This window comes from Rhizobium sp. P2_G9 (genome assembly GCF_056403475.1).
Genome location: NZ_JBFUFK010000004.1, coordinates 47,808 through 61,017 on the forward strand (window position 1 = coordinate 47,808; position 13,210 = coordinate 61,017).

Consider the following 13,210-nt stretch of genomic DNA (forward strand, 5'->3'; position numbering starts at 1 on the left):
CTTTTTTCCGACTGCGCACAGGCTGTGCCAAATAAGAAGGAATAAGAAAAAGAGCAGCTCGTATGACCGGAAGCCTACGCAACACCATAAACTTCATCCTGAACGGCGAGGATGTCGAACTCGGGGCAATTTCGCCGCGGCTGACTTTGCTCGATTGGCTGAGATTGGACAAACGCCTGACGGGTTCGAAGGAAGGTTGCGCCGAGGGCGATTGCGGCGCCTGCACGGTTCTGATCGGGCGGCTCACCGGCGACCGGCTGGTCTATGAATCGGTCAATTCCTGTATCCGTTTTGTCGGCTCGCTGAACGCCACGCATGTGGTGACCGTCGAGCACCTAAAGGGCGAGGACGGCATTCTGCATCCGGTGCAGCAGGCCATGGTCGACTGTCACGGCTCGCAGTGCGGCTTCTGCACACCCGGTTTCGTCATGTCGCTCTATGGTTTGTGGCTCTCCGAGGACAATCCGTCGCGGGAGCGGATCGAGCAGGCGCTACAGGGCAATCTCTGTCGATGCACCGGCTATGAGCCGATCGTCAAAGCGGCGGAGCGTGCCGCCGAATTGCGCCCCTCGGCGATCTTCGATCCGATCGAACGCGTGCGCAATGCCGTCATTGAGAAGCTCAGGGCGATCTCAGAAGGTCCGACCGTGCATATCGCCCACGAGGGTGACGATCTCTACGTGCCGGCCTCGGTCGGCGATCTTACTGACATCCTCGTGCGGCACCCGCATGCCACTGTCGTCGCCGGATCGACCGATGTCGGGCTCTGGGTCACCAAACAGATGCGTGCGATCAACCCTGTGATCTTCATCGGCGGTTTGGAGGCCTTGCAGACGATCAGCGTCGAAGAGGACGAAGTCTTTATCGGTGCCGGCGTCACCTATGCGCAGGCGCTGAAGACACTCGCCGGCACGCATCCGGCGCTTGGCAAGCTCATCCCCCGCATCGGCGGCGAGCAGGTGCGTAATATGGGCACGATCGGCGGAAACATCGCCAATGGCTCGCCGATCGGCGACATGCCGCCGGCGTTGATCGCGCTTGGCGCAAGCCTGGTACTGCGCTCGAGGGAGGGATGTCGCGAATTGTCGCTGGAGGATTTCTTCATCGACTATGGCAAGCAGGATCGGCAGCGGCACGAATTCGTCGAAAGCATTTCCGTGCCGATGCTTCCCAAGGATGCCGAATTTTCGGTCTATAAGATTTCCAAGCGCCGCGACGAGGACATCACTGCGGTGCTTGGCGCCTTCTATCTGCGTCGGGACGCTGGCAACAGGGTGGTCGAGATCCGGCTTGGCTATGGCGGCATGGCCGGCATTCCGAAGCGGGCGGCAAATGTCGAGGCCGCTCTGCTCGGTAAGACCTGGACGGAACTCAACGTCAAGGCGGCTGCCGCCGAACTCGGTATGGATTTCTCACCGCTCACAGACTGGCGCGCCACCGCCGATTATCGCCTGCTGACAGCGAAGAACCTGCTCACCCGGTTCTATCTCGAAACGCAGGGGGAGGAAGCCGAACTCGTTCGCTTTGCTGCAGGAGCAGGCCGATGAACAAGATCGATCTCGTCTTCAAAGCCGAAATCTCAGGCCAGGTGCACAAGGACCTGCGCCACGACTCCGCCCACAAGCATGTGAGCGGCGAGGCAGACTATATCGACGATATGGTGGTGCCTGAGGGTACGCTGCATATGGCGGCGGGGCTTTCGGACCGGGCGCATGCCGACATCCTGTCGCTTGATTTGTCCGAGGTTGAAGCCACGCCCGGTGTCGTGCTGGTGATGACTTACGTGGACATTCCCGGCCACAACGACGTTGGCCCGAATCATAAGGACGATGAACCGCTACTGGCCGAAACCCGCATCGAATTCCATGGCCAGATGGTGTTCGTCGTCGTCGCTGAAACGCGCGAGATTGCTCGCGCTGCTGCCCGCAAGGCGAAATTCACTTACCACGACCTGCCGCATGCGACCGACATACTCGACGCCCGCCGGCTCGGCTATAAGCTGGTGACAGATCCGCTGACATTGAAGCGCGGCGATGCGGTCGCAGCGCTGGAAAAATCGCCGCGGCGGATCAAGGGTGCGATGCGCATCGGCGGCCAGGAGCATTTCTATCTCGAAAGCCATATCGCGCTTGCCATTCCCGGCGAAGATGACGAGGTGACCGTCTGGTCTTCGACGCAGCATCCGAGCGAAGTGCAGCATATGGTCGCCAACATCCTGCAGATCCCGGTGCATGCTGTGACGGTCAACACAAGGCGCATGGGTGGCGGCTTTGGCGGCAAGGAAACGCAGGGTAACCAGTTCGCCGCACTGGCGGCGATGGCGGCAAAGCGGCTGAAGCGGGCGATCAAATTCCGACCCGACCGCGACGAAGACATGAGCTTGACCGGCAAGCGCCACGACTTCCTGGCGGAATACGAGGTCGGCTTCGATGACGACGGCCATATCCTGGCGGTGAAGACCAATTATGCGGCGCGTTGCGGCTTCTCCTCCGACCTTTCCGGGCCAGTGACCGATCGGGCGCTGTTCCATGCTGACAATGCCTATTTCTATCCCGACGTCCTCCTGACCTCGGAGCCGATCAAGACCAATACGGTGTCCAACACCGCCTTCCGCGGTTTCGGTGGGCCGCAGGGGCTGGTGGGCGCCGAGCGGATCATCGAGGAGATCGGCTATGCGCTGGGCGTCGATCCGCTCGAAATCCGCAAGCGCAATTTCTATGCGATCGATGGCGACGAGCGCTGCCTGACCCCCTATCACCAGAAGGTCGAGGACAACATCATCCACCGCATCGTCGCGGAATTGGAAGAGAGCTCCGATTACCAGGCGCGGCGAAAGGCGATCATCGACTTCAACAAGACGTCGAAGGTGATCCGCAGGGGCATCGCGATGACGCCGGTGAAGTTCGGCATTTCCTTCACCTTCACGCCGTTCAACCAGGCAGGGGCGCTCGTGCATGTCTATCAGGACGGCTCGATCCATCTCAACCACGGCGGCACGGAGATGGGGCAGGGGCTCTACACCAAGGTGGCGCAGGTTCTGGCCGATGAATTCCAGATCGATGTCGACCGAGTGAAGATCACCGCGACGACGACAGCCAAGGTGCCGAATACGTCGGCGACCGCCGCGTCCTCCGGTTCGGACCTCAACGGCATGGCGGCTTATGACGCGGCGCGGCAGATCAAGGAACGATTGCTGGCCTTCGCCGCCGAGAAATGGAGCGTGCCGGTTTCCGACATCGCCTTCCTGCCCAATCGGGTGCGGGTCGGCGACGAGGAAATTCCGTTCCCGAGTTTTATCAAGCAGGCCTATATGGCTCGCGTGCATCTCTCGGCCGCCGGCTTCTACAAGACGCCGAAGATCCATTGGGATCGTGCCAAGGGCATGGGCCGGCCGTTCTTTTATTATGCCTATGGCGCATCCTGCTCGGAAGTGTCGATCGATACTTTGACGGGCGAATACCAGATCGAACGGACCGATATTCTTCACGATGTTGGCAAGTCGCTCAATCCGGCAATCGACAAGGGGCAGGTGGAAGGCGCTTTCGTGCAGGGTGTCGGCTGGCTGACCACGGAGGAACTCTGGTGGGATGACAAGGGGCGGCTCCGGACTCATGCGCCCTCGACCTATAAGATTCCGCTGGCCTCCGATCGGCCGCGCATCTTCAATGTCGATCTGGCTGAATGGTCGGTCAACAAGGAGATGACCATCGGTCGGTCCAAGGCCGTTGGTGAGCCGCCGTTCATGCTCGGCGTGTCGGTGCTGGAGGCGCTGTCGATGGCGGTGGCTTCGGTGGCGGATTATCGCGTCTGCCCGCGGCTCGATGCGCCGGCGACGCCAGAGCGGGTGCTGATGGCGGTGGAGCGGATGCGGTTGGCGTGACAGCTGTGCTCGCGGTTTACCCTACGGCGAAGGACATTTCTTCATGACCTTCGAAACCTTTCTCTCCCGTCCCGGCGAAAAAGTCCTTATCGACATCACCCGCACGCGTGGCTCGACCCCGCGTGAGACCGGTACGTTCATGCTGATCAACCGCGACAGCCAATGGGGCACGATCGGCGGCGGGCATATGGAATTCGAAGCGGTCGACACCGCCCGCGCCATGCTGGCCGGCGGCCGGCGTGACGCCTTTCTCGACATCACGCTTGGGCCGGATAGCGGCCAGTGCTGTGGCGGCCGGGTCGAGCTTTTGCTCAAGTGGGTCGACGAGGCGGTGATTGCCGCACTCAAGGCGCGGCTTGACAAGCAGGTTAAAGACTATCCGGACGTTTATCTCTTCGGCGCCGGCCATGTCGGCCGGGCGCTGGCGATTGCCTTGCAGGCTTTGCCATTGCATCTCACCATCATCGAGACCCGGCAGGAAGAACTGGACCAGTTGACCATCGACGTGCCGCGGCGGCTGTCGGCGATGCCGGAGGTGGCGATCCACGACATTCGTCCAGGCGGCGCGGTGGTGATCATGACGCATGATCATGCGCTGGATTTCCTCATCGGCGCCGAGGCATTGAAACGCAGTGACCTAGCCTATGTCGGCATGATCGGTTCGAAGACCAAGCGCGGCGTGTTTGCCAGTTGGCTCAAGCGAAACGACGAGGACGAAGCGGCGATCGAGCGGCTTGTGCTGCCGATCGGCGGCACGGCGATCAAGGACAAGCGACCGGCGGTGATCGCTGCACTCGTTGCAGCGGAATTGCTCGTGGCGCTGTTCAGGGATTGACCGATATCGGGCGGCAGGCCGGGACAAGCTCGTACCGATAGCCTTTGCAAAACCCATTTCGACCGGAGAATGCGCGTGACGCTTGCCGCCGCGGAAAGCCAGGCTTCCGCCCTCGCGAAGCTCGAGGAACTGCTCAACAAGACAGCCGTCGCCTATGACACGATGGTGGCGCGAGGCGCCCCGCCGCCGGTGCTGAAGCTGATCCGCGCCAATCTCGTGCAGCTTCATCTCCGCCTTGGCGAGCACTATCTCGCTGCCGGCCAGTGGCAGGCTGCCGTCGACAGCGCCCGGCAGGTCGAGGTCTTTTCGGCAGATGACAGCGATGCCGCAATGCTGGCCGCCCGCGCGCTGCTATCGGCCAACCAGACGGCGCAGGCTCTCGATGTGCTGGAGAAGGCAACTGTCGCGCATCGCGACGATGCGCCGATCCAGTCGCTCATGGCACAAGTCTATGTCAATAGCGGCCGGCCGGCCGACGCGATCGAGCCGTTTCGCCGGGCGCTTGGCGCGCAGCCGAACGATGCGGTTCTGATGGCCGGACTTGCCAATGCGCTGGTGCTTGCCGGTCGGACAGGCGAGGCACTGATCACTTATCGCGGCGTGCTGGCGCTCAAGCCGGATGATATCGACCTGCTTTCCCGCTATGCCTATCTTGCCAATGATGCGGGCGCGTTCGACGAGGCGCGCGAGGCGCTGATACGGCTCACGCAATTGCAGCCTGGCAAGGGCCTGAACCACCGGCTGTTCGGCAAACTGCATCTTTATGTCGCCGATGATCCGCATATCACCCGCATGCAAAGCCTGCTGGTCGGTGCCGTCGGCGATGATGCGCGCGAACTGCACTTCGCGCTGTTCAACGCATATGAGACGCTCGGCGACTTCGATCGGGCTTTTGCCCATCTCAAGGCAGCAAACGATATCCGAAGGAGCCAGGTGAACTACCGGTATGAGTTGTTCGCAGCGCTGTTCACCAATATCCAGTCGGCCTTTGCGACGGTGGACCGATCACGGATTGCGGCGTCTCCATGCCGCGAAAGCCCGATCTTCATCATCGGCATGCCGCGCTCGGGCTCGACGCTGGTCGAACAGATTCTCGACAGCCATCCCCATGCCTCGGCGGCAGGGGAGACATCCGCCTTTGCGGCGCTGGTCGAAAAGCATTTCCTCGAGCGTGACTTGACCTATGATCTGCGCCTGTTGGGTGACACGCGGGCGCTGGCGGCGCTTGGCGAGACGTATTTTGCCGAGATCGGCAAGCATGCGGATCTCGGCCGGCGCACCGTCGACAAATATCTCACCAACTTCATGTCGGTCGGCATCATCAAGGCGGTATTTCCGAAGGCACGGATCGTGCACTGCCGCCGCAATCCGCTGGCCAATTGCTTTTCCGCCTATGCCAGCCATTTCGACACGACGGGCCTGGCCTTCAAGGCCGATATGGAGGAAACGGCGCGTTACTACGTGCGCTATCATCGCCTGATGCAGTTCTGGAAGGCGATGTTCGGTGACGATATCCTCGATCTGTCCTACGAACAATTGACGCTCGACCAGGAGGCTCAGACACGCCGGCTGCTCGACTATTGCGGGCTTGATTGGGACCCGGCCTGCCTCGACTTTCACAAAAACGACAGGGTCGTGAAAACCGCGAGCTACATGCAGGTGCGCCAGCCGATCTATAGCGGCATCGACCGGCGGACGGGCAACTATCTCGCTCATCTCGGGCCGATGGTCCGGGTGCTGCAGGACGCTGGCTTGATGTAACCTGCCTATTTCGACTTCTTCGCCGCGCTGCTTTGCGGGAAGTGCTCGGCGGCGGCCATTTGTACCCAGTCATGCTTCGACTGCTCGAAAATTGATTTGGCGGGAGCCTGGCTCTTGGGATCGGCCAATGCACCGACCGCGACTGCGATCATGGACGGTAGGTTCTCCGCCTGCCAATAGACCGTCGAGCCGCAGTTCGGACAGAAGTAGGAATGCACTTTTCCACCACTTGCTGCCTCTCGCGTGAACGCCTTCGCTGTTCCAGAGACCGTGATGGCCTCGGTGGCATAGAAAGCGCCTACACCGAACGGCGCACCGGTCCTCCTTTGGCAGTCAAGACAGTGACATGCCACGACCATTTTCGCTTGTCCTTGAAGCTCTACCGAGAGAGCGCCGCAAACGCATCGAGCATTACTCATTGGAATCCTCCATTTTGTTGGGTGAGATCGGGTCGAGATTGCAAACCGAGGCACCGCCGGTTCGCAGTCCAGGGTATTGCCGGATGGCAGGGGGTGTTTGAAAGCGGAGGGCAGGGCCGATAAAATCCCTGCGAATCCTTTGCGCCGACCGTCAAAATGTGGTCATGATTTCAGCTGTGGGAGAGAAACGGGGAACGGAATGTATGAATATGCGATAGCCTGGGAATGGCTCGCTTTTGCGGTGCGCTGGCTGCACGTGGTGACCGCGATCGCCTGGATCGGCTCGTCTTTCTACTTTATCGCGCTGGATCTCGGCCTCGTCAAGCGCCCGGGCCTGCCGCCCGGTGCCTATGGCGAGGAATGGCAGGTGCATGGTGGCGGCTTCTACCATATCCAGAAATACCTGGTGGCGCCGGCCAACATGCCCGATCACCTGACCTGGTTCAAATATGAGAGCTACTTCACCTGGCTGTCCGGCTTCGCCATGCTGGCCGTGGTTTATTACGGTGGCGCCGATCTGTTCCTGATCGACCATCACGTGCTCGACATTTCGGTGCCGGTGGCGATCATCATCTCCATCCTGTCGCTATCGATCGGATGGATCTGCTATGACCTGCTGTGCAAATCGCCGGTCGGCAGGAACACCTGGGGGCTGATGGCGATCCTCTTCGTGCTCTTGGTGATCATGGCCTGGGGCTATACCAAGGTGTTCACCGGCCGCGCCGCCTTCCTGCATCTCGGCGCCTTCACCGCGACGATCATGTCGGCAAATGTGTTCTTCATCATCATTCCCAACCAGAAGATCGTCGTTGCCGATCTGATCGCCGGCCGTACGCCCGATCCGAAATATGGCGTGATCGCCAAGCAGCGCTCGCTGCACAACAATTATCTCACCCTGCCGGTGATCTTCTTCATGCTGTCGAACCACTATCCGCTGGCGTTCGGCACTGAGTTCAACTGGGTCATCGCCGGGCTGGTGTTCCTGATGGGCGTCACCATCCGCCACTGGTTCAATACGGTCCATGCGCGAAAGGGCAAGCCGAATTGGACCTGGGCGGTCACGGCCATTCTTTTCGTCCTGATCATGTGGCTGTCGACCGTGCCGAAAGTGCTGACGGGCGAGAAGGATGCGGCACTTTCCCCGACCTTCCAGCGTTTCAAGGACGATGCGCATTTCGCCAAGGTGGTCGATACGATTTCAGGGCGCTGTTCCATGTGCCATGCCGCCGAACCCGCCTATGAAGGCATTGCGCGGGCGCCGAAAGGCGTCATGCTCGATACGCCGGACAATATCGCCACGCATGCGCGCGAAATCTATATCCAGGCCGGCCGCAGCCATGCCATGCCGCCCGGCAATGTCACCGATGTGACGGACCAAGAACGCAAGCTGATCACGRCATGGTATGAAAGTGCTGTCAGCGGAGAGACGACACGATGACATCGACATTACTGCGCGGCCGCCTCCTGTCCTTCCGGCGGGAGCCAAAAGACATGAGCGACGACGGCAGCTATCTCTATATCGAGGATGGCGCGCTGATCGTCGATGACGGCGTGATTTCGGCTGTCGGCGACTATGCCGAAGTGAGGACGTTGGTGCCCGCTGACGTCGAGATAATCGACCATCGCCCGCACCTGATCATGCCGGGTTTCATCGACACGCATATCCATTTTCCGCAGATGCAGGTGGTCGGCTCCTATGCCGGCAGCCTGCTTGAATGGCTGAACACCTATACATTCGTCGAGGAGCAGCGCTTTGCCAATGCAGCGCATTCGGCGCGGATCGCGGCAAAGTTCTATGACGAACTGATCCGCCACGGCACGACGACGGCGGTGGCCTATTGCTCGGTCCACAAAGTGTCGACCGAAATGTTCTTCGCCGAGGCGATGCGGCGCAATATGCGCATGCTGGGCGGCAAGGTGATGATGGATCGCAACGCGCCGGAAGGCCTGCGGGATACGCCTCAGACCGGCTATGATGAGACGAAGCAAGTGATTGCCGACTGGCACGGCAAGGGCCGCAACCATGTCGTCATCTCGCCGCGCTTCGCCATCACCTCGACGCCTGAGCAGATGGAAGCATCGCGGGCGCTGGCGAAGGAATATCCGGACCTGCATATCCAGACGCATCTCTCCGAGAACCACGCCGAGATTGCCTATGCGTGCGAACTCTATCCTGACGCATGCGACTACACCGACATCTACGCTCGATACGACCTGCTCGGGCCGAAAAGCCTGTTCGGCCATTGCATCCATCTCTCCGACCGGGAGGCCGACGCGATGAGCGAGAGCGGCTCGGTGGCGGTATTCTGCCCGACGTCGAACCTCTTCCTTGGCTCCGGCCTGTTCGGGTTGAAACGGCTGTCGCAACGGGAAAAGGGCGTCAGAGTCGCCGTGGCAACCGATATCGGCGGAGGCACGTCCTATTCCATGCTCAGGACGTTGGACGAGGGCTACAAGGTGCTGCAGTTGCAGGGCGAGCGGATGACGCCGTTCGAGAGTTTTTATCGCATGACGCTCGGCAATGCCTTGGCGCTCGGTCTCGAGGACAAGATCGGCACGCTTGAAATTGGTTCGGATGCGGACCTCGTCGTGCTCGATGCGCGCTCGACGCCAGCCATGGCGTTGAAGATGGAGGCGGTGAAGATGCTCGCAGAAGAACTGTTCCTGATGCAGACCATGGGCGATGATCGGACGATTGCCGAAACCTATGTGGCGGGAAGGGCGGCGAAGAGCGGAATTTAGGCGCGTTGAAAACCGATGTGTCGATGTGTATATTCAAGGAGATTTATACACATTGGAGGCCGCGATGCGAACGAATATCGATATCGACGAAGGCTTGTTGCGGGAAGCAATGGCTTTGACAGGCCAAAAAACCAAGAAAGCGGTGGTTGAAGAGGGGCTCAGACGTTTGATCCGCACCGAACGGCAGAGCAACGCCATCGACGCGATGTGGGGCTTGGGCTGGGAGGGCGACCTCGAAGAAATGCGGACGGATAAGGAGCGAGAGCCCGTCGAATGATTGCGGTGGACTCGTCTGTTCTCATCGATATGTACCGGCAGATCGACAATTCGAGAACACGCAAACTGAAAACTCTTAGGACTTTGGAAGAAGAGATAATCCTGCTTGACGTCGTCATGCTCGAAGTTCTGCAAGGTGCGCGGGACGATTTGCACAGTCGTCGGTTGGAGAGAAATATGCGTGAATTGCGGCTGGAGTGCGCGATGTCATTCGAGATAGCCGTCAATGCTGCTCAGCATTCGCGCAAACTTCGAAGCCTTGGAGTTACGATCCGAAAGACGATTGATATTATCATCGGCACATGGTGCATCGAAAACCACTGTCCATTGCTGCACAACGATCGCGACTTCCTGCCAATGGTCCAGCATCTCGGGCTCAGGGAATTCTGAGCCGAAACCTGTCCCGATGCCCACTGCTATGCGCGCTTTCAGAACTCGAAGTCGCTCGCCTGCAATTCGCTCTTTTGGAAATTCTCGATGATCAGCGTGTCGTGCCCGGCGACGATCCAGAGGTCGTTGCCATGCTGTTCGGCATGGCTTTTCACCGCGTTGAAACTATCGACGGCTTTCCAGTTGGCAACATAGATGTCGTCGCCCTTGCCGAAATCGGTGATCGTGTCTTTGCCATAGCCGGTGGCGAAGCCGAATGTGTCACTGCCGGCGCCGCCGGTCAGCCTGTCGTTGCCGTAGCCGCCGTCGAGCACGTCGTCGTCGCCGTGTGATGGCGTGAGCGCCTTCGAAAGACCGGTAAGATCGACCGTAAACGAGCCGTCGGCATAGAGTGCGCCGCTATGCGGCTCCTGATCGTTGTTGGCCTTGCTCAGGTCGATCGTTTGCCCGTTGATGACGATCGAATCGACATAGAGGTTGCGATCCACCTTGCCCGCGGCATCGTCGTTGGTGAACACCACTTTCAGCGAATGGAAGCTCTTCGGGGTGGAGAAATCGTAGGCGAACTGGCTGATATCCCAGGCTTCCTTGCCTTCGTCCTTGGCCTCGCCGGTGCCGACCACCTGACCATCGATCAGTATCTTGAACTTGGCACCGACCCCATCCAGCATGTCGGCATGGGCGGTGATGGCGATCAGCGAGTCGTTGCCGGGATGCTGGGAGCTGCCGCCGATCAGCACGTCATTGCCCTCGCCGCCGATCAGGCTGTCATTGCCGTCACCGCCGAGAATCCGGGTGCCGCCGACGCCACCCACCAGGCGGTCGTTACGGACGGTGCCGAACAGCGTCATGCCGGTGTCGGGCGCGGCGTGGCCATTGTTATCCATGCCGTACCAGAGATTGACGACCTTTTGGGCGGCCCGGCCCTTGGTGTGGTAGTCTTTGGGTTCAGTGTCGTCGTCGGCGCGCCAGTCCCAGATGTAGAAGCCGTCGAACCAGTCGCCGCCCTGACTGGCGAAGGCGTTGAACATCGACTTGAACAGATCGGCCTGCTCCTTCTCGTCGAGCGCGCCGTTGCTGGACCAGTCGCCGGGGTCGATGGCGTCACCATTGATGGCGCGGAAGCCGCATTCTGTGAACTGTACATGCTTGCCGTATTTCTCGGCCAAGTCATGGACGTAGTCCACGGGCGATTTGCCGTCGAGTCCGGCATCAATCTCGGCGGAACCGGAGCGATGTGTCCAGGCATATTCGAGTTCTTTGACGGTCGGATTGGTGTCCTTCACGGCAAGCGAGAAATAACCGTCGACGCCGATCACATCGAGCTTGTCCCAGAAGGAAAGTGTCGCCGCCTCGGTCGTGGTCGCGGCATAGGTCAATTGGCCGTGGTAGACATTGCGGACGGCGTTGATGATGTCGAGCCATTGCGAGCGGTATTTCTCCCCGGTCATCGATTCCAGTTCGCAGCCGACGGAGAAGCTTTTGACCCCTGTCTTTTCTGCGATCTCGGCGTAGTGCACTTCCATCGCCTTGTAGCTCGCGAACCATTTGTCGGGATCTTTGGGGTCGAGGTAGGCGCGCCACTGACCATCCAGCGTGTCGATGTGGGGGTTGAGCAGGACATTGATCCCCTTTGCCTGGGCAGCCTTGATGCCGGCGATCAGGTCCTTGTCGCTCGGCGTGATGTCATTGGGCGCCAGCGTGTCGGACTGCAGCGTCTTCTGGTAATATTCGGGGATGATGGCGATTGAATTTGCGCCGGTCGAAACGATCTGGGACAACTCGTCCTTGGATGTCGCCGTGCCATACACACTGGTGCCATAGCCGGTGTAGTTATAGCCCTGTACCTTGAAACTCGTCGCCATGGAACAGCCTCCCGCTGATCAACGGCTGCATGATGACGCAAGTTTATTTCAGCGCAAGCTTATAAAGATGAAATAGCCGTGAAGGTCAGCGCAGGCCATGGAAAATATGCCGGCATCCGCGCTGTGTGTGGAGCCGGCATATGAGATTCAAGCATCCGCGTAGCGTTGGGGCTCGCTGCGCAGCCGGTCGATATCACGTTGCGGCGGGGCGCCGAACAGGCGCTTGTATTCACGGCTGAACTGCGACGGGCTGTCATAGCCGACCGTGTGACCGGCGCCCGCCGCATCCTGCGTCCGCGTCAGGATCAGCCGCCGCGCCTCCTGCAAGCGCAACTGCTTCTGATACTGCAGCGGGCTCATTGCGGTGGCTTCGCGGAAATGCTGGTGCAGCGAAGATGGGCTCATGCCGGAGAGCGAAGCCACTTCCTCGATGCTGAAGGAGCGCGTGTAGTTCTCCTTGATCCAGGTGATGGCGCGGCCGACATGGCGATGCTGCGCCGGCGGCTGCAGCATGCGGCGCACGCAGGCAGCCTGCTCGCCCTTGAGCAGCCGGTAGAGGATTTCGCGCTCGATCAGCGGCGCCAATGCTTCAGCGTCCTCCGGCGTTTCGTGCAGGCGCAGCAGGCGGATCGCCGCATCGAGCAGTTCGGCTGAGGTGTTCTGCGTCGCCATGCCGAGGCTCAACTCTTCCGAGGGCGCGGGCGTGTTCATGATCATTTCGGCAGCGAGGCTCAGGTCGAGCTCCAGCTTCATGCCGAGATAGGGCTCAGCCTCGCTCGCCTCCATCACCTGGCCCATCACCGGCAGATCCATCGAGACCAGGAGATGTTGCGACGGCCCATAATGGAACACTTCCTCGCCGAGGATCATCCGCTTGCCGCCTTGGGCGATGAAGCAGATCGCTGCCTTCTGCACGGCATGATGCGGCTCAGACGGCGAGGAGCGCCGATAGATCGTCAGTCTCGGCACGGCCGTCTGGTGGCCACCGTCTTTTTCAGCGTATCGTGCAATCAGTCTTGCAAGTTCTTTATGCCGTTCCATG

The 13,210-nt window shown here is 60.1% G+C and carries 11 protein-coding genes; 8 read left to right on the forward strand and 3 right to left on the reverse strand.

Annotated elements, in window-relative coordinates; all coding sequences use genetic code 11:
- Window positions 1-62: 62 nt before the first annotated feature.
- The 4 genes from xdhA (at window position 63) to AC1DYF_RS04570 (ending at window position 6,476) form a co-directional block, all read left to right on the forward strand.
- On the forward strand, window positions 63-1,547 hold the full coding sequence (xdhA, locus tag AC1DYF_RS04555; RefSeq protein ID WP_477875492.1) for a xanthine dehydrogenase small subunit: 1,485 nt from the start codon (window positions 63-65) through the stop codon (window positions 1,545-1,547).
- Window positions 1,544-3,880, forward strand: coding sequence for a xanthine dehydrogenase molybdopterin binding subunit (gene xdhB, locus AC1DYF_RS04560; RefSeq protein WP_477875493.1), 2,337 nt, complete (start codon window positions 1,544-1,546; stop codon window positions 3,878-3,880). Before xdhA ends, xdhB begins: the two co-directional genes overlap by 4 nt.
- A 43-nt stretch (window positions 3,881-3,923) precedes the next feature.
- Complete coding sequence (gene xdhC / locus AC1DYF_RS04565) at window positions 3,924-4,715, forward strand: xanthine dehydrogenase accessory protein XdhC (RefSeq protein WP_477875494.1); 792 nt, start codon at window positions 3,924-3,926, stop codon at window positions 4,713-4,715.
- A gap of 75 nt (window positions 4,716-4,790) precedes the next feature.
- The gene (locus AC1DYF_RS04570; RefSeq protein ID WP_477875495.1) at window positions 4,791-6,476 is read left to right on the forward strand and encodes a tetratricopeptide repeat-containing sulfotransferase family protein; all 1,686 of its coding nucleotides are present in this window, start codon (window positions 4,791-4,793) and stop codon (window positions 6,474-6,476) included.
- Window positions 6,477-6,481: 5 nt separating this feature from the next.
- Here the strand turns inward: AC1DYF_RS04570 and AC1DYF_RS04575 are convergent, their stop codons facing one another.
- Window positions 6,482-6,895 carry a GFA family protein gene (locus AC1DYF_RS04575; protein WP_477875496.1) on the reverse strand — a complete coding sequence of 138 codons (414 nt, stop codon included), beginning with the start codon at window positions 6,893-6,895 and terminating at the stop codon, window positions 6,482-6,484.
- 199 nt (window positions 6,896-7,094) lie between these two features.
- Between AC1DYF_RS04575 and AC1DYF_RS04580 the strand changes: the two genes are divergently transcribed.
- The 4 genes from AC1DYF_RS04580 (at window position 7,095) to vapC (ending at window position 10,303) form a co-directional block, all read left to right on the forward strand.
- Entirely contained in the window at window positions 7,095-8,333 is a 1,239-nt protein-coding gene (locus AC1DYF_RS04580; protein WP_477875497.1) for a urate hydroxylase PuuD, read from the forward strand.
- Window positions 8,330-9,637, forward strand: a complete 1,308-nt coding sequence (gene guaD, locus AC1DYF_RS04585; protein ID WP_477875498.1) for a guanine deaminase — start codon at window positions 8,330-8,332, stop codon at window positions 9,635-9,637. The genes AC1DYF_RS04580 and guaD overlap by 4 nt, the downstream gene beginning before the upstream one ends.
- Window positions 9,638-9,701: 64 nt before the next feature.
- A complete protein-coding gene (locus tag AC1DYF_RS04590) occupies window positions 9,702-9,914 on the forward strand; it encodes a type II toxin-antitoxin system VapB family antitoxin (protein WP_477875499.1) in 213 nt (70 codons plus the stop codon).
- Entirely contained in the window at window positions 9,911-10,303 is a 393-nt protein-coding gene (vapC, locus tag AC1DYF_RS04595) for a type II toxin-antitoxin system VapC family toxin (protein WP_477875500.1), read from the forward strand. Before AC1DYF_RS04590 ends, vapC begins: the two co-directional genes overlap by 4 nt.
- Before the next feature lie 38 nt (window positions 10,304-10,341).
- Here the strand turns inward: vapC and AC1DYF_RS04600 are convergent, their stop codons facing one another.
- Both AC1DYF_RS04600 and AC1DYF_RS04605 read right to left on the reverse strand, forming a co-directional pair.
- Window positions 10,342-12,168 (reverse strand): glycoside hydrolase family 113, encoded by a 1,827-nt coding sequence (locus AC1DYF_RS04600; RefSeq protein ID WP_477875501.1) that lies wholly within the window; start codon window positions 12,166-12,168, stop codon window positions 10,342-10,344.
- Between the two features lie 147 nt (window positions 12,169-12,315).
- On the reverse strand, window positions 12,316-13,209 hold the full coding sequence (locus tag AC1DYF_RS04605) for an AraC family transcriptional regulator (RefSeq protein WP_477875502.1): 894 nt from the start codon (window positions 13,207-13,209) through the stop codon (window positions 12,316-12,318).
- Window position 13,210: the final 1 nt, after the last annotated feature.

Bases quoted from the DNA above. Each gene is read 5' to 3' on its own strand.
- xdhA (WP_477875492.1), top strand. From the start codon at position 63: ATGACCGGAAGCCTACGCAACACCATAAACTTCATCCTGAACGGCGAG.
- vapC (WP_477875500.1), top strand. From the start codon at position 9,911: ATGATTGCGGTGGACTCGTCTGTTCTCATCGATATGTACCGGCAGATC.
- AC1DYF_RS04605 (WP_477875502.1), bottom strand. From the start codon at position 13,209: ATGGAACGGCATAAAGAACTTGCAAGACTGATTGCACGATACGCTGAA.
- AC1DYF_RS04600 (WP_477875501.1), bottom strand. From the start codon at position 12,168: ATGGCGACGAGTTTCAAGGTACAGGGCTATAACTACACCGGCTATGGC.
- AC1DYF_RS04590 (WP_477875499.1), top strand. From the start codon at position 9,702: ATGCGAACGAATATCGATATCGACGAAGGCTTGTTGCGGGAAGCAATG.
- xdhB (WP_477875493.1), top strand. From the start codon at position 1,544: ATGAACAAGATCGATCTCGTCTTCAAAGCCGAAATCTCAGGCCAGGTG.
- AC1DYF_RS04575 (WP_477875496.1), bottom strand. From the start codon at position 6,895: ATGAGTAATGCTCGATGCGTTTGCGGCGCTCTCTCGGTAGAGCTTCAA.
- xdhC (WP_477875494.1), top strand. From the start codon at position 3,924: ATGACCTTCGAAACCTTTCTCTCCCGTCCCGGCGAAAAAGTCCTTATC.
- guaD (WP_477875498.1), top strand. From the start codon at position 8,330: ATGACATCGACATTACTGCGCGGCCGCCTCCTGTCCTTCCGGCGGGAG.